This window comes from Streptomyces sp. NPDC026301 (assembly GCF_055567935.1).
The window spans coordinates 122883-147592 of the sequence record NZ_JBVHPN010000019.1 but is presented as its reverse complement, the minus strand read 5'-3'; the positions used below and the strand labels follow the sequence as shown (position 1 = coordinate 147592).

At 72.7% G+C, this 24710-nt stretch carries 20 protein-coding genes; 14 read left to right on the top strand and 6 right to left on the bottom strand.

Annotation, left to right across the window (positions count from 1 at the left end):
- Positions 1–114 precede the first annotated feature (114 nt).
- From acs to ACZ4MH_RS28680, 3 genes are all read right to left on the bottom strand, one after another.
- Positions 115–2076 (bottom strand): acetate--CoA ligase, encoded by a 1962-nt coding sequence (acs, locus tag ACZ4MH_RS28690; protein WP_351601458.1) that lies wholly within the window; start codon positions 2074–2076, stop codon positions 115–117.
- Between the two features lie 202 nt (positions 2077–2278).
- Positions 2279–4630 (bottom strand): SulP family inorganic anion transporter, encoded by a 2352-nt coding sequence (locus ACZ4MH_RS28685; protein WP_351601461.1) that lies wholly within the window; start codon positions 4628–4630, stop codon positions 2279–2281.
- Between the two features lie 322 nt (positions 4631–4952).
- A complete protein-coding gene (locus ACZ4MH_RS28680; protein ID WP_351601465.1) occupies positions 4953–5945 on the bottom strand; it encodes an ATP-binding protein in 993 nt (330 codons plus the stop codon).
- Positions 5946–6046: 101 nt separating this feature from the next.
- Here ACZ4MH_RS28680 and ACZ4MH_RS28675 point away from each other — a divergent pair, with 101 nt between their 5' ends.
- Positions 6047–6868 carry a Fic family protein gene (locus tag ACZ4MH_RS28675; protein WP_351601468.1) on the top strand — a complete coding sequence of 274 codons (822 nt, stop codon included), beginning with the start codon at positions 6047–6049 and terminating at the stop codon, positions 6866–6868.
- 473 nt (positions 6869–7341) lie between these two features.
- On the opposite strand, the gene ACZ4MH_RS28670 is transcribed toward ACZ4MH_RS28675, so the two are convergent.
- Positions 7342–8223 (bottom strand): HAD family hydrolase, encoded by an 882-nt coding sequence (locus ACZ4MH_RS28670; protein WP_467754750.1) that lies wholly within the window; start codon positions 8221–8223, stop codon positions 7342–7344.
- 467 nt (positions 8224–8690) lie between these two features.
- Here ACZ4MH_RS28670 and ssd point away from each other — a divergent pair, with 467 nt between their 5' ends.
- The 7 genes from ssd (at position 8691) to ACZ4MH_RS28635 (ending at position 14590) form a co-directional block, all read left to right on the top strand.
- The gene (ssd, locus tag ACZ4MH_RS28665) at positions 8691–9860 is read left to right on the top strand and encodes a septum site-determining protein Ssd (protein WP_351601881.1); all 1170 of its coding nucleotides are present in this window, start codon (positions 8691–8693) and stop codon (positions 9858–9860) included.
- 221 nt (positions 9861–10081) lie between these two features.
- Positions 10082–11293, top strand: a complete 1212-nt coding sequence (locus ACZ4MH_RS28660; protein WP_351601890.1) for a TadA family conjugal transfer-associated ATPase — start codon at positions 10082–10084, stop codon at positions 11291–11293.
- Positions 11290–12255, top strand: a complete 966-nt coding sequence (locus ACZ4MH_RS28655) for a type II secretion system F family protein (RefSeq protein ID WP_351601884.1) — start codon at positions 11290–11292, stop codon at positions 12253–12255. The genes ACZ4MH_RS28660 and ACZ4MH_RS28655 overlap by 4 nt, the downstream gene beginning before the upstream one ends.
- Before the next feature lie 248 nt (positions 12256–12503).
- Positions 12504–13088, top strand: coding sequence for a type II secretion system F family protein (locus ACZ4MH_RS28650; protein WP_467754749.1), 585 nt, complete (start codon positions 12504–12506; stop codon positions 13086–13088).
- A 411-nt stretch (positions 13089–13499) separates the two neighbouring features.
- Positions 13500–13727 (top strand): DUF4244 domain-containing protein, encoded by a 228-nt coding sequence (locus ACZ4MH_RS28645; protein ID WP_467754754.1) that lies wholly within the window; start codon positions 13500–13502, stop codon positions 13725–13727.
- An 82-nt stretch (positions 13728–13809) separates the two neighbouring features.
- Positions 13810–14136 carry a TadE family type IV pilus minor pilin gene (locus ACZ4MH_RS28640; protein WP_467754753.1) on the top strand — a complete coding sequence of 109 codons (327 nt, stop codon included), beginning with the start codon at positions 13810–13812 and terminating at the stop codon, positions 14134–14136.
- Positions 14137–14239: 103 nt separating this feature from the next.
- Positions 14240–14590, top strand: coding sequence for an Rv3654c family TadE-like protein (locus ACZ4MH_RS28635; protein ID WP_467754752.1), 351 nt, complete (start codon positions 14240–14242; stop codon positions 14588–14590).
- On the opposite strand, the gene ACZ4MH_RS28630 is transcribed toward ACZ4MH_RS28635, so the two are convergent.
- Entirely contained in the window at positions 14587–17079 is a 2493-nt protein-coding gene (locus ACZ4MH_RS28630; RefSeq protein ID WP_351598954.1) for a DEAD/DEAH box helicase, read from the bottom strand. The genes ACZ4MH_RS28635 and ACZ4MH_RS28630 overlap by 4 nt on opposite strands.
- A 55-nt stretch (positions 17080–17134) precedes the next feature.
- On the opposite strand from ACZ4MH_RS28630, the gene bldG reads away from it, so the two are divergent.
- From bldG to ACZ4MH_RS28600, 6 genes are all read left to right on the top strand, one after another.
- Positions 17135–17476, top strand: coding sequence for an anti-sigma factor antagonist BldG (gene bldG / locus ACZ4MH_RS28625; protein ID WP_030260174.1), 342 nt, complete (start codon positions 17135–17137; stop codon positions 17474–17476).
- A gap of 110 nt (positions 17477–17586) precedes the next feature.
- Positions 17587–18045, top strand: a complete 459-nt coding sequence (locus ACZ4MH_RS28620; protein WP_351598952.1) for an ATP-binding protein — start codon at positions 17587–17589, stop codon at positions 18043–18045.
- A gap of 698 nt (positions 18046–18743) precedes the next feature.
- Positions 18744–21140, top strand: coding sequence for a sodium-translocating pyrophosphatase (locus ACZ4MH_RS28615; protein WP_351598950.1), 2397 nt, complete (start codon positions 18744–18746; stop codon positions 21138–21140).
- A 213-nt stretch (positions 21141–21353) separates the two neighbouring features.
- Positions 21354–21926, top strand: a complete 573-nt coding sequence (locus ACZ4MH_RS28610; RefSeq protein WP_351598948.1) for a small secreted protein — start codon at positions 21354–21356, stop codon at positions 21924–21926.
- A 204-nt stretch (positions 21927–22130) separates the two neighbouring features.
- Complete coding sequence (locus ACZ4MH_RS28605) at positions 22131–23723, top strand: DUF7059 domain-containing protein (protein ID WP_351598946.1); 1593 nt, start codon at positions 22131–22133, stop codon at positions 23721–23723.
- Positions 23724–23842: 119 nt separating this feature from the next.
- A complete protein-coding gene (locus ACZ4MH_RS28600; RefSeq protein WP_351598944.1) occupies positions 23843–24040 on the top strand; it encodes a hypothetical protein in 198 nt (65 codons plus the stop codon).
- Between the two features lie 48 nt (positions 24041–24088).
- On the opposite strand, the gene ACZ4MH_RS28595 is transcribed toward ACZ4MH_RS28600, so the two are convergent.
- Positions 24089–24583, bottom strand: coding sequence for a DUF2752 domain-containing protein (locus tag ACZ4MH_RS28595; RefSeq protein WP_351598942.1), 495 nt, complete (start codon positions 24581–24583; stop codon positions 24089–24091).
- Positions 24584–24710 lie beyond the last annotated feature (127 nt).

Below are 24710 nucleotides of genomic sequence, written 5' to 3'. Positions count from 1 at the left end.
GCTCGTCGCCCCCTCCCCCGCCCCCCCCCCCCCCTCCCCTTCCCCCCCCCCCCCCCCCCCCCCCCCTCCCCCCCCCCCCCCCCCCCCCCCCCCCCCCTCTGTGCGTCGTACCGGTCAGTCCTCGCTCGGCGCGCTCGGCAGCTGGGTCTGGATCAGGTCCATGACCGAGGAGTCGGTCAGGGTCGAGACGTCGCCCAGGTCACGGTTCTCCGCGACGTCGCGCAGCAGCCGACGCATGATCTTGCCGGAGCGGGTCTTGGGCAGCTCCGCGACCGGCAGGATGCGCTTGGGCTTGGCGATCGGGCCCAGGCTCTGGGCGACGTGCGCCCGCAGCTCGTTCACCAGCGCCTCGTCCTGCTCGGCGCCGCCGCGCAGGATCACGAAGGCGCAGATGGACTGGGTGGTCTGCGGGTCGGTGGCGCCCACGACGGCCGCCTCGGCCACCTTCGGGTGCGAGACCAGCGCGGACTCGACCTCGGTGGTGGAGATGTTGTGGCCGGAGACCAGCATGACGTCGTCCACCCGGCCCAGCAGCCAGATGTCGCCGTCCTCGTCCTTCTTCGCGCCGTCGCCCGCGAAGTACTTGCCCTCGAAGCGGGACCAGTACGTGTCGAGGTAGCGCTGGTCGTCGCCCCAGATGGTGCGCAGCATGGACGGCCACGGCTCGGTCAGTACCAGGTAGCCGCCGGCGCCGTCCGGCACCTCGTTCGCGGCGTCGTCGACCACGGTCGCCGCGATGCCGGGCAGCGGGACCTGCGCGGAGCCGGGCTTGGCGGTCGTGACGCCCGGCAGCGGGCTGAGCATGATGCCGCCGGTCTCGGTCTGCCACCAGGTGTCCACGACCGGCGTCCGGTCGCCGCCGATGTGCTTGCGGTACCAGACCCATGCCTCGGGGTTGATCGGCTCGCCGACCGAGCCCAGCACGCGCAGGCTCGACAGGTCGAACTTGGCGGGGATGTCGTCGCCCCACTTCATGGCGGCGCGGATCGCGGTCGGCGCCGTGTAGAGGATCGTCACGCCGTACTTCTGGACGATCTCCCACCAGCGGCCCTGGTGCGGGGTGTCGGGCGTGCCCTCGTAGAGCACCTCGGTCGCGCCGTTCGAGAGCGGGCCGTAGGTGATGTACGAGTGGCCGGTCACCCAGCCGACGTCGGCGGTGCACCAGTAGACGTCGGTCTCGGGCTTGAGGTCGAAGACCGCATGGTGGGTGTAGGAGACCTGGGTGAGGTAGCCGCCCGTGGTGTGCAGGATGCCCTTGGGCTTACCCGTCGTGCCCGAGGTGTACAGGATGAACAGCGGGTGCTCGGCGTCGAACGCCTGCGGGGTGTGCTGGTCGCTCTGCTGCTCGACGAGCTCGTGCCACCAGACGTCCCGGCCCTCCATCCAGGCGGTGTCCTGGCCGGTGCGGCGGACCACGAGGACGTTGCGGACGTTCTCCGTGCCGGGCTTGGTCAGCGCCTCGTCGACGGCGGGCTTGAGCGCGGAGGGCTTGCCGCGGCGGTAACCGCCGTCGGAGGTGATCACGACGCGGGCGTCCGCGTCCTTGATGCGGGTGGCCAGCGCGTCGGCGGAGAAGCCGCCGAAGACCACCGAGTGCGGCGCGCCCAGCCGGGCACAGGCCAGCATGGCGATGACCGTCTCCGGGATCATCGGCAGGTAGATCGCGACCCGGTCGCCGGCCTCGACGCCCAGCGCGGTCAGCGCGTTGGCGGCCTTGGAGACCTCGCGCTGCAGCTCGGCGTAGGTGATGGCCCGGGTGTCGCCGGGCTCGCCCTCGAAGTGGATGGCCACCCGGTCGCCCAGGCCGTTCTCCACGTGCCGGTCCACGCAGTTGTACGCGACGTTGAGCTTGCCGTCGGCGAACCACTTCGCGAAGGGCGCGTTGGACCAGTCCAGCGTCTGGGTGGGCGCGGTGTCCCAGCTCAGACGCTTCGCCTGCTCGGCCCAGAAGCCCAGCCGGTCCGCCGCTGCCTGTTCGTACGCCACCGCCTTGACATTGGCGTCGGCGGCCAGGTCGGCGGGCGGCGCGAACCGCCGCTCCTCCTTCATCAGGTTGGCCAGGCTTTCGTTGCTCACGGCATCTCCCAGTCTCAGGGCGTCCGGTTGTCCCGTGCCATAGCTCATCAGCCGATGGGCTGCCCTGACAAGGGCTGTTGATAAAAATTGGTGTAGACCTTTACATGATCATCAACCTTCCGGGTGACTTCGGTCCGGGAGTTGACCGGGTGGAGAGTCGTCGCAGGTCACGGCGGTGCCGCCGGATATCGCTCGTGGCGTATTACGCCGTGACCGGTGCGACCGGCGTTGCTTCGGGCCGTACGGCCGAGAAACGGTCGGAGCCGTGCTCCAGTACGTACGCCTGCGCCTCGCCGACGTGGAAGTACATGCCGTGCAGCGACAGCGAACCCTCGGCCACCCGGCGGGCCACGCACTGATGCGTCATCAGGTGGTCGAGCTGCTGCATGACGTTGACGAGCGCCAGGCGCTCCAGGTCGTCGGCGACCGGCCGGTCGGCGAGGCTGACGTCCGCGCCTTCCGGCCGTGCCATCCGGTCCAGGCTGGGGCGGCCGTGGCGCAGCCAGCGCGCGAGCGGGGTCTGCGCGCCGGGCTCGTGGCGGTCCGAGGCGAGGAGCGCCTGCATCGCGCCGCAGCCCGAATGCCCGCACACGGTGATCGAGCCGACCTTCAGCACGTCGACGGCGTACTCGATGGCGGCGCCCACGGAGTCGCAGGCGGCCTCCGTGCCCGGCGGCGGCATCAGATTGCCGATGTTGCGCACGGTGAAGAGGTCGCCCGGACCGCTCGACGTGATCATGCTCGTGACGAGGCGGGAATCGGCGCAGGTCAGAAAGAGATTGGTGGGCCGCTGGCCCTCCCGGGCGAGCCGCGCCAGCTCCTCGCGGACCAGTGGCGCCGTATGCCGCTGGAAGGCGCTGACCCCGCCGAGCAGCTGGCCGCCGCCCAGGAGCTGCCCCTCGGCCGTACCGGCGGGCCGCGCGGTCCGGGTGCAGTGGTGGTTGCGCCACGGGGTCCAGGGACGGCAGGCGTGTGTGCCGGACGGCTCCCCGATCGGCCTGCCGCCGCGTCCCCCGAGGGTGACCTCGCCGCCGCGCGCCCGGTGCGCGCTCGTCCAGGACTGCAGCGCTTCATAGGCGGCGTGGTCCATGAAGGAGCCGTACAGCTCGATCACCGCATGGGCCGTCACGGGCACCTGGGCGAGCGCGCGGGCCAGCCGCGGCACGGCCAGGAACGTCAACTGGCCGCTGACGCGCACCTGGTGCCGGCCGCCGTCCTCGATGACGGAGACGCGGGTGTGGGTGAGCCGGCGCAGCGCCAGGAAGACGGCGACGGCGATGCCGAGCCCGACCCCCTGCAGTACTCCGAAGACCACCACGCCGCCCAGGGTGACGGCGTAGACCGGGAATTCGCGGTGCCGCTGGACGTGCCGGATGTGCGCGAAGCTCACCATCCGTACGCCGACGAGCATCACCAGGGCGGCGAGCGCGGCCAGTGGGATCAGCTCCAGCGCGCCGGCGAACAGCCCGGCGCAGAGCACCACCCACACGCCGTGCAGCACCGTCGACGCACGCCCTGTCGCGCCCGCCTTCACGTTCGCCGAGCCGCGGATCGCGCCGCCGGCCACGGGGAGGCCGCCCAGCAGCCCGGAGAGGACGTTCGACACGCCCTGACCGGCCAGTTCACGGTCCAGGTGGGTGCGCCCGGGGCCGGGGCCCGGCTGCTCGGCGGCCAGTTTGTCGACCGCGACCGCGGACAGCAGCGACTCCATGCTCGCCACCAGGGTGACCGTCAGGACGGCCGCCACCAGGCCGAGCAGCGGCGTGTCCGGGAGTGCGGGCAGTGCAGGCGCGGTCCACGAGGGCAGCTCGACCCGGGGCACCGAGAAGCCCGCGCTCATGGCGGTGGCCGTGGCGACAGCGGGCAGCGGCGCGGGAATCCTGCGCAGCGCGCGCCCCGTCCGTCCGGGCAGGCGCGGCCAGCCGGCCAGTACGGCGACGGTGACCGCGCCGATCAGTACGGAGGCGCCGTGCAGCCCGGCCAACTGGCCCGGCAGCGCGGCGATGTTGGCGAGCGAGGAGCTGTTGGCGCCGCCGCCGAGCACCACGTGCAGCTGGCCGAGCGCGATGGTCACGCCGATGCCCGCGAGCATGCCGTGGACGATCGCCGGGCTGATGGCGAGGGCCGCGCGGGCCACCCGGAGCGCGCCCAGGGCGAGCTGGGTCAGCCCGGCCAGCACCGTGATGGCGCAGGTCGCCCGCCAGCCGTACCGTTGCACGAGGTCGGCGGTGACGATGAGGAGGCCGGTGGCGGCGCCGCTGACCTGGAGCGGGGCGCCGCCGAGCAAGCCCGCGACGAGGCCGCCGACGGCCGCGGCGACGAGTCCGGCCTGCGGCGGCGCACCAGTGGCCAGCGCGATGCCGAGCGAGAGGGGGATGGCGATCAGGAAGATGACGAAGGAGGCGCCCAGATCGTGGCGCCAGGCCCCCGGGGAAAGGCGATGGAAGGGCCCGGACGGCTTTCCGGCGGGCCGCTGACGGTCGTGGTCCTGCTGTGCGTCACGGGGGTCCTGGGACCCCGGCGTGGCCGGCTCGGGTGCGTAAGGCTGCGGCATTCCCGTCTCCTCCGGGGCGACGCGGCCGCGCTACGGGGCGCGGTCGTGGGGCGGCGGTGTACTGCGGGGGCTGAGCCGGCCGGGGTGCGTCGTGGTGGGTGACGGTCCGGTGACTCTCCAGTGTCGGTAAAGGAACCGTAATGTCGCGTCCGGCCACGGAGAAGCCATGACAGGCAAATGGGCTGGTGGTTCCGCCTATCAGGTGAATGCGGGAGCGGTCGTCCGGCGTGCGTCTGCCGCGGGGCCGGGCGCGGCATCGGACCGCGGGCCCGGCCCCCTGTGACATACCGGCAAGCATCCGCTGCGGGCCGCCGCGCGGCCGTCAGGCGGGCTGCGGCGCGGTCGTGGCCATGCCTTCGGAGAGTACGAACCCGGGGTCCACCTGGGACGTCAGGTCGGCCCCCGTCTTGCTGTTGCCCCAGCTCTCGGCGTTCTTCAGGTGGAAGTGCACCATCTGCCGGGTGTAGCGCTCCCAGTCGCGTCCTTCGTATGCGGCGTCGGCGGTGGCGTGCAGCGTGCGCAGCGCCTCGTGGTTGGCGTCCTCCAGCTCCACGAAGGGTGCGGGCCTGCCCTTCTCCATGGCCCGCACCCAGTCGGAGTGGCCGACCGTCACGAGCAGGTCGTCGCCCACCTGCTCGCGCAGGAAGGCGAGGTCGTCCGGGCCCTGCACCTTGTTGCCGACCACCCTCAGCTCGACACCGAAGTCGCGCGCGTACTCCTTGTACTGGCGGTAGACGGCGACGCCCTTACGGGTCGGCTCGGCCACCAGGAAGGTCAGGTCGAAGCGGGTGAACATCCCGGAGGCGAACGAGTCCGAGCCGGCCGTCATGTCGACGACCACGTACTCCTGGCGGCCGTCCACCAGGTGGTTCAGGCACAGCTCCACCGCGCCGACCTTGGAGTGGTAGCAGGCCACGCCGAGGTCGGACTCGGTGAACGGCCCGGTGGCCAGCAGCCGGACCGTGCGGTCGTCGAGGCGTACGTCCCGTGCACAGGCGGCGTACACCGGGTTGTCCTCGACGACCCGTAGCAGCCGCGAACCCGCACCGGGAGGCGTCGTCTTGATCATCGTGTCGGCGGACGCGATGCGCGGGTTGTCGCCGCGCAAGTAGTCCTTGATGAGCGGGAGATGGGCGCCCATCGCGGGAAGCGCGGCGGCCTGGTCCTCGTCCAGGCCGAGCGCGGCCCCCAAATGCTGGTTGATGTCGGCGTCCACCGCGATCACGGGCGTGGCGGTGGCGGCGAGGTGACGGATGAACAGCGAGGACAGCGTGGTCTTGCCACTGCCGCCCTTGCCCACGAAAGCGATCTTCATGTTCACGAAGCGTAATTGCGGAATCGCCTTACGTGAGGGGTTTACGTGAAGAAGACCACTCCAACGAGGGGTGTGCCCTTGTGGTGCGTAGGGTCGTCCCCATGAGTACGACAGCCGACCCGCTCGCGACCCTCGCCTCGCTCCCCGGAGTCGCCGACAGCGTGGACTCCGTACGCAAGAGCATCGACCGGGTCTACGGGCACCGGATCATGCGGCGCCGCAGCAACGAGGTCACCGCGGAGGCTGCCCTGCGCAGCGCGCGCGGCTCGGCGGCGCTGTCCGGCGCCGACTGGGCGCTGGAGGAGGTGCGCAGGCGCACGGACTTCAGTGGTGACGGCGAGGCGCGCACCGTGGGTGCGGCGCTGCGCCTGTCGACCGAGGCGGGGCAGCTCCTGAGTGTGTGGCGGCAGTCGCCGCTTCGGGTGCTGGCCCGGCTGCACCTGGTTGCGGCGGGCGGCGACGCGCCCGATGAGAGCGTGGGCCGGCCCCGGCTGGCGGGCGAGCCGGTGACCGAGCCGCTGATCGAGCTGCCGCTCCCGGATGCCGAGGAGGTGGCCGGCCGGCTGGACGGGCTGGCCCGTCTGGTGCTGTCCGGTACCAAGGCGCCGGCGCTGGTCACGGCCGCGGTGGTGCACGGCGAGCTGCTCGCGCTGCGCCCCTTCGGGTCCTGCAACGGCCTGGTGGCGCGCACGGCGGAACGTATCGTCCTGATCGGCAGCGGCCTCGACCCGAAGTCGATCTCCCCGTCGGAGGTCGGCCACGCGGAGCTGGGCCGGGCGGCGTACGTCGCGGCCCTGGAGAACTACGTGTCCGGCACCCCGGAGGGAATGGCGGCCTGGATCGCGCACTGCGGGCGCGCGGTCGAGCTGGGCGCACGCGAGAGCACGGCGGTGTGCGAGGCGCTGCAGCGAGGCGCTGCGTAACACGGGCCTTCGAGGCGCTGCGCAGTACGGCCCACGAGGGGCTGCACAGGACGGGCCTTCGGGCGGCCAACGGGCCTGGCCTTCAGGGGCCCGGACAAGGGTTGCGGCGGTACCTGGTCCTGCTCGGTACCGCCGCGTTGCACTCTCGCCGAGTTACCAATGCGTGCACGATAGTTGCCGACAGGTCGGAGACTTTGTCCTTACCTGGTGCGGCTGGCCCGTAATCGACGGGTCGGCGTCGCGTGGGTGCCCGACGTTCATGCTCGGTCCGTGGGGCCTACTGCGTTGAAGGTGCTCCTCTCGGAGAATCCTTGGTCTCGCGGGCCGTTAATTCCTTTGTACTCCTGCTGTCCGGTAAGCGGAACCCCTCACCACACATCTTTACTTTTGCCTTCAAACGGGGGTGATTCGGGCGCCTGTAGGGGCTCGGCTCCGGCTGGGAGGCGCTAGGAGGCGCGCGGGGGGGGGACGCCTCAGGCGGAGAGGGCGCGCGCCGGCGTGCCGCGCCGCCGGCTGGCGTACCAGACCAGGCCCGCGGTGGCCGCGGCCGCGCCCACCGCGACGGCGACCAGCGCCGGCCGTGGCGGCATGGCGAGCGTCGGGATCCGCTGCTTCAGGCGCACCGGCCGGTTGAAGGCCAGCGTGGGCCAGCCGCGGGTCGCGGCCTCCCGGCGCAGCGCGCGGTCGGGGTTGACCGCGTGCGGATGGCCGATGGTCTCCAGCATCGGTACGTCGGTCGCCGAGTCGCTGTACGCGTAGCAACGCGCGAGGTCGTACCCCTCGGAAGCGGCGAGCTCCCGGATCGCCTCGGCCTTGGTGGGGCCGTAGGCGTAGTACTCGATCTCGCCCGTGAAGCGGCCGTCCTCGCCGACGACCATGCGCGTGGCCACCACCCGGTCGGCGCCGAGCAGCTCACCGATCGGCTCGACCACCTCGGCTCCCGAGGTGGAGACGATGACGACGTCGCGGCCCGCGGTGTGGTGCTCCTCGATGAGGGACGCCGCCTCGTCGTAGATGAGCGGGTCGATCAGGTCGTGGAGGGTCTCGGCGACGATTTCCCGTACCTGCGCCACGTCCCACCCACGGCAGAGCGTGGAGAGGTACTCCCGCATCCGCTCCATCTGGTCGTGGTCCGCGCCGCCCGCCAGGAAGACGAACTGGGCGTACGCGGTGCGCAGTGCGGCCCGTCGATTGATCAGGCCACCTCGGTAGAACGACTTGCTGAAGGTCAGCGTGCTCGACTTAGCAATGACTGTCTTGTCCAGGTCGAAGAACGCGGCCGCCCGAGGCGCTGAGTGGGGTGCTGAAGGAAGCGAGCTTCGGTTTTCCACAAGGCGAGCATAGGGGGGCACCATTCGGCGTAAGGTGTGGCGCGTGGGTTTGCCTGAGAAGGCTCTCGGGTACACCATGGAAGTCACGGATCGTTCGCGACCGTGCTAACCCGGCCCGACTCCTCCCCCCCCGAGTCGGCCGTGGGGACGACCCCCGCTCTCCCCCCCGGCGGGGGTCGTCGCATGTCCGGACCCGTTTTCGGACCCCGGGGACTGCTTCCTGAACTTCCTTCGGCGATCGATCGCCGGGCGCTGCTGCGCCCCTCGTTCGTAACTTACCGTAATCAGAAGACTGCTCTCAGGAAGTTTTCCATAGTCGCCGGTATAGGTGACCGGGATATTCACAGCCTCAGTAGTTGTCCACAGTTTTCGACCAAGATCCACGAGATTTCCCGGATCGCTGCACCGTGAAAGTCCGCGAAGTTCGCGGATGTGCGAGTTGTGTAGCGACAGGGGGACGGAACGTGGCCGGAAGCAACGATTTGGATCGTATGGACCGGGGCCCGCAAGAGCCCGGACCGTTGATCGTCACGGAGGACGAAAGCCTCCTCGACGATCTCCTCAGACTCTGCGCGGCGGCGGGCACGCTGCCGGCCGTGGCGCACGGAGGCAGCGTCCGGGCCGCGGGCTGGGAGTCGGCTCCGTTGGTGATCGTCGGGGAGGACTGCGTCCACCGGCTGTGGGGCGCCGGCCGCAGGGCGGGCGTGGTCCTCATCGGACGGGACGCCCAGGACACCCGAGTGTGGGAGCAGGCCGTCGAGATCGGCGCCGAGCGCGTCCTCGGACTGCCGGACGGCGAGAGCTGGCTGGTCGACCGGATCGCGGACGCGGTGGAGGGCGACCGGCGTCCGGCGCTCACGGTGGGCGTGCTCGGCGGCCGGGGCGGCGCCGGCGCGAGCACCCTCGCCTGCGCCCTGGCGGTGACCGCCGCGCGACAGGGGCACCGGACGATACTGATCGACGCCGACCCGCTGGGCGGCGGCCTGGACGTACTGCTCGGCGGCGAGCGGGAGAAGGGCCTGCGCTGGCCCGCCTTCGCCGAGTCCCGCGGCCGGGTCGGCGGCGGCGCCCTGGCCGAGTCCCTGCCGTACCTCCATTCGCTGCGCGTGCTGAGCTGGGACCGCGGGGACTCGGTGGCGATCCCGCCGCCGGCGATGCGCGCGGTGATGTCGGCGGCCCGCAGGCGCGGCGGCGTCGTGGTGGTCGACCTGCCGCGCCATCTCGACGAAGCCGTGTCCGAAGCGCTCGCCCAGATCGACGTCGGACTGCTGCTGGTCCCCGCCGAACTGCGCGCGACGGTGGCGGCCCGGCGCGTCGCGGCCCCTGCCCGAGCGGCCCTGCGCGACCTGCGCGTGGTGGTCCGCGAGACGCCGGGCCCCGGGCTGCCGGAGGCCGAGCCGGCCCGGCTGCTCTCCCTCCCCCTGGTCGGCACCCTGCCCTGGGACCCCCACCTCGCGGACTCGCTCGCCCGCGGCGCCCCACCGGGCGCGCACGCAAGGGAACCACTGGCCCGGTTCTGCACGGAGTTCTGGGGACGGGCGCTGGGCGGCCCGGAGTCCAGTACATCCGGCAGCGCGGGGACCTCACGGTGCGGCGGTCTTGCGGGCACGGCGGGGGCTTCGCGGTCCCGCTCGGAGGACGGCGAGGAGGCCGTCTCATGAACGGTTTCGGCGGAGTGCGGAAGGAAGCCCTGCGGGACACCGGTGCCGGGCGGGGGAGGCCGATCCGGCCGACGGCCCTCACCGGGGCGCGTGGCCTCAGCGCGAGGCGCGGTCTTACCGAAGCGCATGGCTTTCCGGGAGCGAGGGGCGCGCCCGGCCCGGCGAAGCCGGTCGGCGTGGCGGAGCCGCCCGGGACCGAGCCCGGGCCCGGCACGGACGGCTTGGGGGCCGGGACGCGCGGTGGCGCGGGGGAGAGGCTCCTGGAGGCTGTACGCCTGAGACTCGCCCGGGCCGGTGCCGAGCCGACGCCCGCCCGGGTGGCCGTGGCGCTGCGCGAGGAAGGACGGCTGCTCGGCGACGCCGAGGTGCTGGGCGTCGTGGCCGCGCTGCGCTCCGAGATGGTCGGCAGCGGCCCCCTGGAGCCGCTGCTCGCCGCGCCCGAGGTGACGGACGTACTGGTCACCGCGCCCGACGAGGTCTGGGTCGACCGCGGTGGCGGACTCCGGCGCACGGACGTGCGCTTCCCCGATGCCGCGGCCGTCCGCAGGCTCGCCCAGCGCCTGGCCGCGGTGGCCGGGCGGCGCCTGGACGACGCGCATCCCTGGGTGGACGCACGGCTGCCCGACGGGACCCGGCTGCACGCCGTACTGCCACCCGTGGCGGTCGGCTCGACCTGTCTTTCGCTGCGGGTGCTGCGTCCGAAGGCGTTCACGCTGGAAGAGCTCGTCGCGGCGGGCACGGTGCCGCCGGGCGGCGACCGGCTGCTGCGGTCGGTCCTGGCCGCCCGGCTGTCCTTCCTGGTCAGTGGCGGCACGGGCAGCGGCAAGACCACACTGCTGAGCGCCCTGCTGGGCCTGGTGGGGCGGGACGAGCGGATCGTCCTGGCCGAGGACTCCGCGGAGCTGCGGCCGGACCACCCACACGTCGTACGACTGGAGGCCCGCCCGGCGAACCAGGAGGGCGTCGGGCTGGTCACGCTGCGGGACCTGGTGCGCCAGGCGCTGCGCATGCGTCCGGACCGGCTGGTGGTCGGCGAGGTGCGCGGCCCGGAGGTGACGGAGCTGCTGGCCGCGCTCAACACCGGCCACGAGGGCGGCTGCGGCACTGTGCACGCGAACGCCGCCGCCGACGTACCGGCCCGGCTGGAAGCGCTCGGCTCGACCGCCGGGCTGGACCGCGCGGCCCTGCACAGCCAGCTGGCCGCCGCGCTCTCGGTCGTACTGCACCTCGTACGCGATCGCACGGGCCACCGGCGCATCGCCGAGATCCACGTCCTCGACCGCGCCCCCTCGGGCCTGGTCACCACCACACCGGCCGCGGTCTGGCATCCAACTGGCTTCCGGCGGGCCGAGGGCTGGGCCCGCCTGGCCGCCCTCTGCGACCGGGGAAGCGCCACGCACGGGGGAGACGACGTGAACGGGGACATGCCATGAGCGGGGAGGTGGCGACGGAGGCGATGACGCCGGTGTGCGCGGCACTGCTGTGCGCGGGGGCCGGCCTCTGGACGGCCGGCGGCCGGGACAATTCCCTGCGGCGCGCGCGGCTGCTGCTGGCAGGCGGGGAGGCCGCAAGCCCCGGGGATGCCGTACGGCGACCGGGCGCCGGGCAGTGGCCGCGTACGGGGCGTCGCTGGGCGTACGGCGAGCGAGCGATCCGCAGATGCCGGACGTGGGTGGTCGCTCGGTCGGTGCAGTTGGGGCACGCCCTGTGGTGCCTGCCCATCGGGGCCGTACTGGGTCTCCTGGGCCGGTCGTTGCTGCCGATGGCTCTCGGGGCGCTGGCGATGCCGGTCGCGCACCGTTGGCTGACCGGCCGCGCCGCGCAACGGGAACGCGACCGCCGTCGCGACGACGTGATCGCGTTCTGCGCGGCGGTCGCCGCCGAGCTGCGTGCGGGCTGCCAGCCGGGTCAGGCCCTGGTGCTGGCCGGTGAGGAGGGCCGGGCGGGGCCGGCCGGACTGGGCAGTGCGGGGGACGCGGTGCTGGCGGCGGCGCGGTTCGGCGGGGACGTGCCGGGTGCGCTGCGCGAGGCGGCGCGGCTGCCGGGCGCGGAGGGACTGACGGGCGTGGCCGCCTGCTGGCAGGTGGCCGTGCAGGGCGGCGTCGGGCTCGCCGCGGGCATCGAGCGCATCACGGCGGGACTCCGGGCGGAGCGGCATCAACAGTCCGAACTGCAAGCCCAGTTGGCGGGAGCGCGCACGACGGCCTTGATGCTCGCCCTCCTCCCGGCCTTCGGACTGCTGATGGGCAGCGCGCTGGGAGCGGACCCGCTCCACGTGCTACTGCACACGCCGGTCGGCTGGGCCTGCCTGGCGGTCGGCGGGCTGCTGGAGTGGGCCGGGGTGCTCTGGACGGGCCGCATCGTCCGCACGGCGGAGGGGCGGGCAGACCGATGACCGCCAAAGTTATCCACAGCCTGGGGATTGTTTCCGCGCTCGCGACTATCTTGGTCTGTACGGCATTGGTCATCCGCCGGGTCGCTCTCACGGCCGCCGTACGACGCCGCGCGACCCGTATTTTCTCAGCCGCTGGGACGGCGGCCCGCACCTCGACAGCGCGCGGCGCAGCCCGCCGCGGGCTGCGTGACGGCTCGGAGAGGCGCGTCCGCCCGGAGCAGCAGAACGAAGCCGTTCGGGAGTGGGTCGTGGTGGCCGCCGCGGCGGGTGTCGGCCTTGCCCTGACCGGCGGGGTCGTCGGAGCCGTACTGGGGGCCGTGGGCGCGTGCGCCACGCGAGGCCGTCGGCGCCGGGGCCGGGCCCGCTCCGCCGCCCGCGCGGCGGAGGCCGCCGTACGGGAGCAACTGGCCACCGCGGCCGATCTGCTGGCCGGCTGCCTCGCGGCGGGGGCGAGCCCCGGCGAAGCGGCGGCCGCGGTGGGCGGGTCCCTGCGCGGACCGGTCGGCGAGCGGCTGCGCCAGACCGCGGCGGAGCTGCGCCTCGGGGGCGAGGCGGCCGCGAGCTGGGGGCGGTGCGCGGAGCTTCCGGGAGCGCGGGAGCTGGGGCGCTGCCTGGCGCGCGCCGGAATATCCGGCGTGCCGGCCGTCGAGTCGGTCTCACGGATCGCGGCGGACCTGCGGTCCGAGTGGGGTCGCGCGGCAACTGAAGCGGCGCGCAAGGCGGGTGTGCTCGTGACCCTGCCGCTGGCGGTGTGCTTCCTGCCGGCCTTCCTGACGGTCGGGGTGGCCCCGGTCCTCGTCGGCTTGGCCCAGGACCTGCTGCCTCGCATGTGAGACGAGCGACGTCGCCGCTCACTCGCCACAGCCCCGAACAGAGCCAACGAGCAAAGCAAGAACAAAACCAACGAAACCGACACACAACGAACTGAGCAACTGTCAGATCATCAGGGGGATCTCATGACAACCGCAGCACGTAAGCCGTCCGGACAGCCGACGACGCCGTCCGAGAAGGCGTTGGACATCGCGACGACGGGCGGGCAGGGGACTGCCGCGCCGCCGGCAGAGCGAACTGCCGTGCCCGCGTGGGCGGCCGCGGCCGGCAGTGCCGTACGCGAGGCGAGGGCCGGGGCCGGGGCGACAACGGCTGCCGGGGGCGGCCGGGATCGGGTGACGGTGGCCGGCGGGCCCGCGGGGTGGGCCTCCTGGGCTGCCTCGTGTCTCGACTACAGGAAGGTGGCAGGGCGGCTGGCGGCGAGGCGCCGGGCCGCACGTTCTTGGAACGGCGAGTGGGGTCGGCGTCGGCGTACCGCGTTGCGGCAGAGGCTGGACCGCGGGATGACGACGGCCGAGTACGCCATGGGAACGCTGGCGGCCTGTGCGTTCGCCGCGGTGCTCTTCAAGGTCGTGACGAGTGGGGCGGTGAGCTCGGCCCTGAGCTCGGTGATCGGCAAGGCGCTCCATGTCCAGGTCTGACCCGGTCGGCGGGGCCACCGAGCCGACGGCCGGGTCGCTGAAGCCGACAGCCGTGTCGCTGAAGGCGGCTTCCGACCGGGGGATGGTGACGGCCGAGGCGGCGGTGGTGATTCCGACGCTGGTGCTGTTCGTGGCCATGCTCCTGTGGGGGCTGATGGCGGCGTGCGCGCAGATCCAGTGCGTGGACGCGGCCCGTGCCGGGGCCAGGGCCGCGGCACGTTCGGAGCCCGCGGGCACCACGCTGGCAGCGGCCCGGGCGGCCGCCCCGCGCGGGGCGCGGGTGGCGCTGCGACGGGAGGGCGACCTGGTGCGCGTACGTGTCGAGGCGGCGGCTCCGGCGCTGGGGCCGCTGGCCATGACGCTCAGAGGGGAGGCGGTCGCTCTTGCTGAGGAGACGGTGGGGCGGTGAGTCGCGCAGGAGCAGCGGCGGACTGCCGAGACGGTGCAGCGGTGAGCTGCGGAGACGGCGGGGAGACAGGGGCTCCGCGACGGTTTGGGCGGCCGTGAGCACCATGGCGCTGTGTGCGGTGTTCGCCGTGGTGATCGCGCTGGGGCAGGCGGTGATCGCCCGTCACAGGGCAGGAGCGGCTGCGGACATGGCGGCACTCGCCGCGTCGGCGCGGAGTGTGTACGGAGAGGCGGAGGCATGTGGCGCGGCCCGTCGGGTCGCGGTGGCGCAGGGAGCCCGGCTGGTGCGGTGCACGGTGCGGGCGGCCGTCGCGGACGTCTCGGCCGAGGCCCGCGCGGGACCGTTCGCCCCGCGCATCCGCTCCCGGGCGGGACCGGCGGACGCACCCCTGAACCCGACCGGGGCACCCCCGCCCCGAGATCAGCCGGCGCCGACGCCAGCGGCGCCCGCCTAGGTCGCCCCGGCACCCGCCTCGTCCGCCCCGGAACCGTCCCCGGCACCGGCCGCCTCGGTCGCCCCCCGCACCAGCTCCGTCAGCAAGCGGACGGCGCCCCGCTTGTGGAGTGGTTCGTTGCCGTTGCCGCACTTGGGGGACTGGATGCAGGACGGGCAGCCGGCGTCGCACTCGCAGGAGGCGATGGCCTTGCGGGTGGCGGTGAGCCACTCGGCCGCGGTGTGGAAGGCGCGTTCCGCGAAGCCCGCGCCGCCGGGGTGGCCGTCATAGACGAAGACCGTGGGCAGCAGCGTGTCGGGGTGCAGCGGGACGGAGACGCCGCCGATGTCCCAGCGGTCGCAGGTGGCGAAGAGCGGAAGGATGCCGATGGAGGCGTGTTCGGCGGCGTGCAGGGCGCCGCCCAGCTGTTCCGGATTGACCCGGGCCGCGTCGAGCTGGTCCTCGGTCATCGTCCACCACACGGCGCGGGTGCGCAGCGTACGCGGCGGGAGGTCGAGTTTGGTCTCGCCGAGCACTTCGCCCGTGATCAGTTTGCGGCGCAGGAAGGAGACGACCTGGTTGGTGACCTCGACGGAGCCGAAGCACAGGCGCGCGTCCCCCCACGGCACCTCGGTGTCGGTCTCCAGGATGGAGATGGCCGTGGTGTCGCGGGCGGTCGTGGACCACGGCGGTGTGGACTCCTCGACCAGGGCGACGCTGTCCTCCAGGTCCAGGTGCTGCACGACGTACGTACGGCCCATGTGCAGGTGAACCGCGCCCTCGTGGACGGTGGAGTGCGCGGCGGCCTCGTCCACCGTGCCCAGCAGCCGGCCGGTGGCGGCCTCCACGACCTGAACGGGGGAGCCGCCCTGGCCGCGGATGTCGGTGAGGTCGGCGGCGCGTTCGCGGCGGGTCCAGTACCAGGACTTTCCGCGGCGGCGCAGCAGCCGGCGGCGTTCCAGGCCCGCGAGCACGTCGGGGGCCTCCGGACCGAAGAGGGCCAAGTCCTCCTCCCCGAGCGGGATCTCCGCCGCGGCGGCGCACAGGTGGGGCCAGAGGACGTACGGATTGTCGGGGTCGAGGACGGTCGACTCGACCGGCTGGGAGAAGAGGGCTTCGGGATGGTGGACGAGGTAGGTGTCCAGGGGGTCGTCGCGGGCGACGAGTACGGCGAGCGCGCCCTGGCCGGCCCGGCCCGCGCGGCCCGCCTGCTGCCACAGGGACGCGCGGGTGCCGGGATAGCCCGCGATGAGGACGGCGTCCAGGCCGGAGACGTCGATGCCCAGTTCGAGTGCCGTGGTGGCGGCGAGCCCGAGGAGGTCGCCGGTGTGCAGGGCGCGCTCCAGGGCGCGGCGCTCCTCGGGGAGATAGCCGCCCCGGTACGCCGCGACCCGGCTCGGGAGCGACCGGTCGACCTCGGCCAGCCGTTCCTGGGCGATCAGGGCGATCAGCTCGGCGCCGCGCCGGGAGCGGACGAAGGCGACGCTGCGGACGCCCTGTACGGCGAGGTCGGTGAGCAGGTCGGCGGTCTCGGCGGTGGCGGTGCGGCGGACGGGCGCGCCCTGCTCGCCGTGCAGGTCCGTCAGCGGCGGCTCCCACAGGGCGAAGACGACCTCTCCGCGCGGCGAGGTGTCCTCGGTGATCTGCACGACCGGCCGGCCGATGAGCCGGGCGGCGGATTCGGCCGGCTCGGCGGAGGTGGCGGAGGCCAGCAGGAAGACCGGTTCGGAGCCGTAGCGCGCGCAGACCCGGCGCAGCCGGCGTATCACCTGCGCGACGTGCGACCCGAAAACGCCGCGGTAGGTGTGGCACTCGTCGATGACCACGTAGCGCAGCGCGCGCAGGAAGGAGGACCAGCGGGGATGGGCCGGGAGGATGCCGCGGTGCAGCATGTCGGGGTTGGTGAGGACGTAATTGCCGTACTGACGCACCCATTCGCGTTCTTCGACCGGCGTGTCGCCGTCGTAGACGGCGGGCCGGATCGCGGTGCCCAGCGGCGCCGCCAGGTCGCGCACGGCGCGCCGCTGGTCGGCGGCGAGCGCCTTGGTCGGAGCGAGGTACAGCGCGGTCGTCCCCCGCCCGTTGGGCGCCTCGGAACCGTCCAGCAGTCCCGACAGCACGGGGGCGAGATACGCGAGCGACTTTCCGGAAGCGGTGCCGGTGGCGACGATGACGGACTCGCCGCGCAACGCGTGCTCCGCCGTGCGGGCTTGGTGACTCCAGGGGCGCTCGATGCCGGCGGTACGGATGGCGTCGATCACTTCCGTACGGATAGATACGGGCCAGTCGGCATGGCTGCCGATCCGTGGGGGCAAGTGCTCCGTATGGGTGATGCGCGTAGCGCGGATCTCTCCCCTGGCGAGCCGGTCGAGGACCATGCCCGGGGAGGGTCGCGCACCCGCATCCGGCGGCGGTTGATTGGAGGCCATCGGCACCGAGTGTGTCACCGGAGTGACGGACAATGCTCTTAAGGCGTCGTGCGCGCCTGCTGGTAAGTGATTGAATGCCATCGCGGCTGCCGATCCATGGGGGGCGACCGCTCGATAGCAAGGTGCTGGAGGATCCGTGGACCTGTCCCTGTCGACCCGTACCGTTGGCGACCGTACGGTCGTCGACGTCGGTGGCGAGATTGATGTATATACCGCGCCCAAGCTGCGGGAGCAGCTGGTCGAGCTCGTGAACGACGGCAGCTACCACCTCGTGGTGGACATGGAGCGCGTCGACTTCCTCGACTCCACCGGGCTCGGCGTGCTGGTGGGTGGCCTGAAGAGGGTGCGTGCCCACGAGGGCTCGCTGCGCCTGGTCTGCAACCAGGAGCGCATTCTTAAGATCTTCCGTATCACCGGACTGACCAAGGTGTTCCCGATTCACACCTCGGTCGACGAGGCCGTCGCGGCAACCGACTGACGGCTGTTCGGTGCCCCGTGCCGCGTGCACGGGGGCAGGAAGCAGTGGGGGGTACCGGACGACGCGTCCGGCCCCCTGCGTAGCACGCCCGCATATCGAGGGGGATGGCAATGGCCACCGTCGAACTTCGTTTCAGCGCCCTGCCCGAGCACGTACGGACCGCGCGCCTGGTCGCGGCCGCCGTGGCGCGACGGGCCGGGGTGGACGAGGCGGTGCTCGACGAGGTCCGTCTCGCCGTCGGTGAGGCGTGCAGCCGTGCGGTGGGCCTGCACCGCAGTAACGACGTCGCCGCGCCCATCACGGTCATGCTGATCGAGGACGAGAAGAAGTTCTCCATCGAGGTCGGTGACGAGGTGCCGGGGACGCCCGCCGGATCCGTGCCGGGCGGCCAGGGCGCCGCTGACGGCGAGCCGGACGGCGCGGAGTCCGTGATCGGCGACGAGGCCGAGGACGAGATGGGCCTCGCGGTGATCAGTGGCCTGGTCGACGACGTCGAGGTGTCCTCCAGCGAGGCCGGTGGCGTCATCCGCATGACCTGGCCGACGGTCCCGGACCCGGTACTGCCGTAACCCGCTGCTGCCGTAACCCCGGCACTGCCGTAACCCCGGGTTCAGCCCCGTCCTGTCAGGACCTCCGCCGTAGCCCGACGACTCCGGGCCGGCCAAGCACCTTCACCACGCGCCCTCACGGCGCCTCCTGACGGCCGCGCACTCTCCGGCTGCCCTCCCCGCGCGCCGCACCGCGAGAAGCCGCCAGCCGGCCACGAGAAGCCGCCAACGGCCGCCGGAACCCGCCCCCGCGACCACCGACCCGCCCACCGCTCCTACTGGTGCCGTACGGCGGTCCATGTCGTCCGCGTGCGTGGGGCGTCGCGCACAGCTGTACCGGCGGGCCTACGCCTGCGCCTACATGTTCGTACACGTACGCACACGCGCGCCGCGCCGTCGGCGCCGGGCGCCGGAGCGGAGGCCGCGGCTCCGCGGCGCGCCCCGTGCGGCCCGCGCGCAAAGGATCTCGCGCGCGGCTCTGAGCAGCGGCGTTCAATAGGACAGCGAGATCATCCGGACGCGGTCAGCGAATTTGCCGCATTCCGTCTTCCGGGCGAATTCTGGGAGCGATCACCTATTGATCTTCGCGGCTGCAGGCGAATTCCCTTTGACGCGTACTGTTTTGATCTAGTGCGGCTCCCTACAATCCGTCCACATCTTTGCTCAGGACGCCTGAGCGTGCATTCGCGCGCCCATGTGCCAAACGTCAAGGAGGACGAATGGCGGGGCCTTACACCCCTCAGATGCTCGACACCCCCACATACCTGGCCGAGCCATCGCTGACGAGCGGCAACCGCGGCATGGTGCTGGTGATCGCCCTCGTGGCGCTGGCGGCGCTCGCCGTCGCGGCCGTACTGGTACGGCAAGTGCTCGCGGCCGGCGAGGGCACCGACAGCATGAAGAAGATCGCCGCTGCCGTGCAGGAAGGCGCCAATGCCTATCTCCAGCGGCAGTTGCGCACCCTCGGCGTATTCGCCGTCGTGGTGTTCTTCCTGCTCATGCTGCTGCCCGCCGACAACTGGACGCAGCGCATCGGTCGCAGCGCCTTCTTCTTGATCGGCGCGGGATTCTCCGCGGCCACCGGCTATATCGGCATGTGGCTCGCGGTGCGCAGCAATGTGCGCGTCGCCGCGGCCGCCCGCGAAGCCACTCCCGCCGAAGGGGACACGGCGCCCCGTGATCTGACGGCCGTCTCGCACAAGGCGATGAAGATCGCGTTCCGTACGGGCGGCGTCGTCGGCATGTTCACGGTGGGCCTCGGCCTGCTGGGCGCCTCCTGCGTCGTCCTCGTGTACGCGGTGGACGCTCCGAAGGTGCTGGAAGGCTTCGGCCTGGGCGCCGCGCTGATCGCCATGTTCATGCGAGTCGGCGGCGGCATCTTCACCAAGGCCGCGGACGTCGGCGCCGACCTCGTCGGCAAGGTCGAGCAGGGGATTCCCGAGGACGACCCGCGCAACGCCGCGACCATCGCGGACAACGTGGGCGACAACGTCGGCGACTGCGCCGGTATGGCGGCCGACCTGTTCGAGTCGTACGCCGTCACCCTGGTCGCCGCGCTGATCCTCGGCATGGCGGCCTTCGGCGACGCCGGCCTGGCCTTCCCGCTGCTCGTTCCGGCCATCGGCGTCGTCACGGCGATGATCGGCATCTTCGTCGTCGCGCCCCGGCGCTCCGACCGCAGCGGCATGACCGCCATCAACCGCGGCTTCTTCATCTCCGCCGGGATCTCGCTGGTGATGGTGGCCGTCGCCGTCTACACGTACCTGCCGTCCACCTACGCGGGCCTCGCGGGCGTCACCGACGAGGCGATCACCGGCCGCTCGGGCGACCCGCGTGTGCTGGCCCTGGTCGCGGTCGCCATCGGCATCGTCCTCGCCGCGCTCATCCAGCAGCTGACCGGCTACTTCACCGAGACCAACCGGCGCCCCGTACGGGACATCGGCAAGACCTCGCTGACCGGCCCGGCGACCGTCGTGCTGTCGGGCATCTCCCTCGGCCTGGAGTCGGCGGTCTACTCGGCCGTGCTGATCGGCCTGGCCGTCTACGGCGCGTTCCTGCTGGGCGGCGCGTCGATCATGCTGGCGCTGTTCGCGGTCGCGCTGGCCGGTACGGGCCTGCTGACCACGGTCGGCGTCATCGTCGCCATGGACACCTTCGGGCCGGTCTCCGACAACGCGCAGGGCATCGCCGAGATGTCCGGTGACGTGCAGGGCGACGGCGCGCAGGTGCTCACCGACCTGGACGCGGTGGGCAACACCACCAAGGCCATCACCAAGGGCATCGCGATCGCCACGGCGGTGCTCGCGGCGGCCGCACTGTTCGGGTCGTACCGCGACGCCATCGGCACCGCGGTGGCGAAGGTGGGCAGCGCCGCCCACGGCATGGCCCTGAGCCTGGACATCTCGCAGCCCAACAACCTGGTCGGGCTGGTCCTGGGCGCCGCGGTCGTCTTCCTCTTCTCGGGGCTGGCGATCAACGCGGTGTCCCGGTCGGCGGGTTCGGTGGTCTACGAGGTGCGCCGGCAGTTCCGGGAGAAGCCCGGGATCATGGACTACACCGAGACGCCCGAGTACGGGCGGGTCGTCGACATCTGCACCAAGGATGCGCTCCGCGAGCTGACCACCCCAGGCCTGCTGGCGGTGCTCACGCCCATCGCGGTCGGCTTCTCGCTCGGCGTCGGCGCGCTCGGCTCGTTCCTGGCGGGCGCGATCGGTACCGGCACCCTGATGGCGGTGTTCCTCGCGAACTCCGGCGGCGCCTGGGACAACGCCAAGAAGCTGGTCGAGGACGGCCACCACGGCGGCAAGGGCAGCGAGGCGCACGCGGCGACCGTCATCGGTGACACCGTGGGCGACCCGTTCAAGGACACCGCGGGCCCGGCGATCAACCCGCTGCTGAAGGTGATGAACCTCGTGGCCCTGCTGATCGCGCCGGCCGTGGTGAAGTTCAGCTACGGCGACGACGCGAACGTCGGCGTACGGATCGGGGTCGCGGTCCTCGCGCTGCTCGTCATCGTGGGCGCGGTGTACCTCTCCAAGCGCCGCGGCATCGCCGTGGGTGACGAAGACAACTCGGGGAAGGTCGCGCAGACGGTCGACCCGGCGGTCGTCTCCTAGCGGGCGACGGCACAACCGCTCAACGGGCGGGTGCGTGAGGTGTTTTGTACGCCTCGGGCACCCGCCCGTCGGCGTGCCGGGCAGGAGAGGTATCGGTCACCGTCCCTTGGTGCAAATGGCTTCAATGCGGGTCGTACGGGATGCTCGTCTCATGGTCAAAGCCCTCTGGGCGTGTATGTTCCGGGGCCGAGAGCCACGGAAGGGACCAATCCGGTGAACAAGAAGCTTGTGGCTGCACTGTCCGGCGGTGCGGCACTGGTGCTCGCGCTGACCGGCTGCAGCGACGACGGCAACAAGAAGCTCGATGACTGGGCCAAGCGTTTCTGCGACCCGGCGCAGGCTCAGTTCAAGCAGATCCAGGACGCCAACGCGTCGATGCAGACCGCTGACGACGGCAGCACCGACTCCAAGAAGGTGCAGCAGACCGACTCCCAGGCGTTCCAGAAGATCTCGGACGCGTACGGCTCGCTGGCGAAGTCGCTCGGCAAGGCGGGCGCCCCGCCGGTCGACGGCGGCGGCGCCGACCAGAAGAACGCGGTCAAGGAGCTGAAGGGTCTCTCCTCGGGCTACGCGGACCTGAAGAAGCAGGTCGACGGCCTGGACACCAAGGACAAGCAGAAGTTCGCCGACGGGCTGCGCTCGCTGTCGGACGGCATCAACAAGCTCAACAAGAAGAGCGAGGCCGCCTTCAAGAAGCTGGAGACCGGCGACGTCGGCAAGGCGATGGCGGGTCAGAAGGGCTGCCAGACCCAGAAGGCGACGGCTTCGCCCAAGAAGAGCTCCTGACCGACGCGCTACAGGGGGCGCTGACCGACGCCGCTCCTAGGGGCGCCGCTTTACGAGCGCTGCTCCCACGCGCGCCGCTCGTACGGGCGCCGCGGCCCGGTCGGTACGGAGAGCCTGTGTCCGGGACACATCCGTACCGGACCGGCCGGGGCGCCGTCGTCGTGCCGGTGGTTCGCTGTCAGTGGTTGCCCTGACAATGGGGGCGTGAGTACGCACCTCCCCGTCGCAGACGACCGAGACCCCGAGTCCGCCGCCCGCACCTCCCGGCTGCGGGAGGCGCTGCTGGCCGCGGGCTTCACCGCCGACGGCCTGCTGGAGCTGCTCGGCGCCACCGCCTACGCCGCGCTGGCCCGCAGCGAGACCGTGCCGGCCCTGCGCGCCACGAGAGGCGACGGCCCCCAGGCGACGCTGGTGCGGCTCTTCCTGCTCCAGCAGCCGGTGCCGGCCGCCCGCGCGGGCGCCGCGCTGCCCCTGGACGACTGCCTCGCCGACGGCTGGCTCGTCCGGGACGGCGACGACGTGCGCGCGACCGTGGACGTGCGGCCGTACGGCGGCCCCGAGGGCCAGGACTGGTGGATCGTCTCCGACCTGGGCTGCGCGGTCGGCGGCGCGGGCGGCATCGGCCGCGGCCCGGCCGGCGTGGACCGCTCCGAGCTGGTGCTCGGCGTGGGCGGCGCGTCCACGACCCTCGCCGGGATCACGCTGCGCCCCCAGGGCGGCGCCCCGGCCGCCGGCCCGCACTTCGACTCCGTACTCGACCTCGGCACGGGCTCCGGCATCCAGGCGCTGCACGCGGCCCAGTACGCCACCCAGGTCACCGCCACGGACCTGAACCCGAGGGCGCTGCGCATCGCTGCCCTGACCCTCGCGCTCTCCGGTGCGCAGCCCGCCGACCTCCGGGAGGGCTCGCTGTTCGAGCCGGTCGGCGAGGAGACGTACGACCTGATCGTCTCGAATCCGCCCTTCGTGATCTCCCCGGGCGCCCGGCTGACGTACCGGGACGGCGGCATGGGCGGCGACGACCTGTGCCGCACGCTGGTGCAGCAGGCCGCCGGGCATCTGAACGACGGCGGCTACTGCCAGCTGCTGGCCAACTGGCAGCACGTCGAGGGCGAGGACTGGCGCGACCGGCTGCGCGCGTGGGTGCCGCGCGGCTGTGACGCCTGGATCGTGCAGCGCGAGGTGCAGGACGTCACGCAGTACGCCGAGCTGTGGCTGCGGGACGCCGGCGACCACCGGGCGGGCCCGGAGGAGTACGCCGCGCGGTACGAGGCGTGGCTGGACGAGTTCGAGGCGCGCAAGACGAAGGCGATCGGCTTCGGGTGGATCACGCTGCGCAAGTCCGGCGCCGAGGACCCCTCGATCACCATCGAGGAGTGGCCGCATCCGGTGGAGCAGCCGCTCGGCCCCACGGTGCTCCGCCACTTCGAGCGCCAGGACTACCTGCGCGCCACGGACGACGCGGCGCTGCTGGCCGGGCGGTTCAAGCTGGCCCCCGAGGTCGTGCAGGAGCAGGTCGGGCTGCCGGGCGCCGAGGACCCGGAGCACGTGGTGCTCCGTCAGAACAGGGGCATGCGGCGGGCCACGAAGGTCGACACGGTCGGCGCGGGCTTCGCCGGTGTCTGCGACGGCACGCTGCCGGCCGGCCGCATCCTGGACGCGATCGCCCAACTGGTCGGCGAGGACCCGGTGATGCTGCGGGACCGCACGCCGGAGGCGATCCGGATGCTGGTCGAACAGGGCTTCCTGGAGCCGGTCGGCGGCCCGGTGGCGGCCGCGACGCCCGGGGAGGGCTGACGGGGAAGGCGGGCCGACGGGCGGGCGTACCGGGGAATGTGAAGCCCGTACGGGGGAGTCGCCGCGCGCGTTCACCCGCTGTTCGCCCGCAGGCCGTGCGGGGGTGCCAGGGTGCCCGTATGGAAAGTGGACCCGCGGTGTTCTCCGGTGCCGCCTTCGCTCTCTTCGGCGGCGGGCTGCTGCTGTGGCTGGTGGCGCGCGTCAGTCTCCGCGCGCCGGTCGCCCACGGTGTGACTCGCCCGCTCGCGGTGACCATGACCGCGCTCTTCGGCACGCTGTTCCTGGCGGCCGGCTGCTGGCTGCTGTCCGCCGCATAGGGCGACGGCCGCTGGGCGACGGCCGCCGGGGCGACGCCCGTGTGCCGGTCAGCCCACCACGTTCCGTACGACGCCCCAGACGATCGCGGTCGTCAGGGCCGCGGCCAGGGCACGCGGCGTCGGCCGGAAACGGTAGCGGCGGCCCCGCAGCCCTTCGTAGAGCAGCCGCCCGCCCACGTACGCAGCGAGCGGCGCTCCGAGGAGAAGCAGCGCCGCGTTGTCGTGGAGGGCCGCGGGCAGATCACCGTGCAGCAGGTCGTAGACCATGCGGGTACCGCCGCACGCCGGGCAGAGCAGGCCGGTCATGGCGTTGAAGGGGCAGCGCGGCAGCGGCTGGCCCGGCTGGTGCGGGTCGGTGTGCCACAGATAGGCGCAGGCCGCCGCCGTGAGACCGGTCACCACCGCGACGCCCAGCAGCGTCGCCCGCCGCACCCGTGGACCGTCCTCCGCCGCGCCCGGTGCGGCGGCCGCCGACGCGCCCGGGATCGGAGGGGCCGGCGGCACCGATACCGCACTGGCGTGGACGTCGCGCTCGCTCGTCATGGCCGGTGCCCCCCGAAGACGTCTGTGTGTGACCCGCCACCCATCCTGCCAGCCGCCCGCGCGCCGCCGCCGGGCCCCTGAGAGCCGCCCCTCGGTACCCGCCGGCGGCCCCGGAAAGGCCCGGGGG

Coding starts and splice junctions, on each gene's coding strand:
- ACZ4MH_RS28685 (WP_351601461.1), bottom strand. CDS start 4,630: ATGCCGCAGCCTTACGCACCCGAGCCGGCCACGCCGGGGTCCCAGGAC.
- ACZ4MH_RS28680 (WP_351601465.1), bottom strand. CDS start 5,945: ATGAAGATCGCTTTCGTGGGCAAGGGCGGCAGTGGCAAGACCACGCTG.
- ACZ4MH_RS28675 (WP_351601468.1), top strand. CDS start 6,047: ATGAGTACGACAGCCGACCCGCTCGCGACCCTCGCCTCGCTCCCCGGA.
- ACZ4MH_RS28670 (WP_467754750.1), bottom strand. CDS start 8,223: ATGGTGCCCCCCTATGCTCGCCTTGTGGAAAACCGAAGCTCGCTTCCT.
- ssd (WP_351601881.1), top strand. CDS start 8,691: ATGGACCGGGGCCCGCAAGAGCCCGGACCGTTGATCGTCACGGAGGAC.
- ACZ4MH_RS28655 (WP_351601884.1), top strand. CDS start 11,290: ATGAGCGGGGAGGTGGCGACGGAGGCGATGACGCCGGTGTGCGCGGCA.
- ACZ4MH_RS28640 (WP_467754753.1), top strand. CDS start 13,810: ATGGTGACGGCCGAGGCGGCGGTGGTGATTCCGACGCTGGTGCTGTTC.
- ACZ4MH_RS28635 (WP_467754752.1), top strand. CDS start 14,240: ATGGCGCTGTGTGCGGTGTTCGCCGTGGTGATCGCGCTGGGGCAGGCG.
- ACZ4MH_RS28630 (WP_351598954.1), bottom strand. CDS start 17,079: ATGGCATTCAATCACTTACCAGCAGGCGCGCACGACGCCTTAAGAGCA.
- ACZ4MH_RS28620 (WP_351598952.1), top strand. CDS start 17,587: ATGGCCACCGTCGAACTTCGTTTCAGCGCCCTGCCCGAGCACGTACGG.
- ACZ4MH_RS28615 (WP_351598950.1), top strand. CDS start 18,744: ATGGCGGGGCCTTACACCCCTCAGATGCTCGACACCCCCACATACCTG.
- ACZ4MH_RS28600 (WP_351598944.1), top strand. CDS start 23,843: ATGGAAAGTGGACCCGCGGTGTTCTCCGGTGCCGCCTTCGCTCTCTTC.
- ACZ4MH_RS28595 (WP_351598942.1), bottom strand. CDS start 24,583: ATGACGAGCGAGCGCGACGTCCACGCCAGTGCGGTATCGGTGCCGCCG.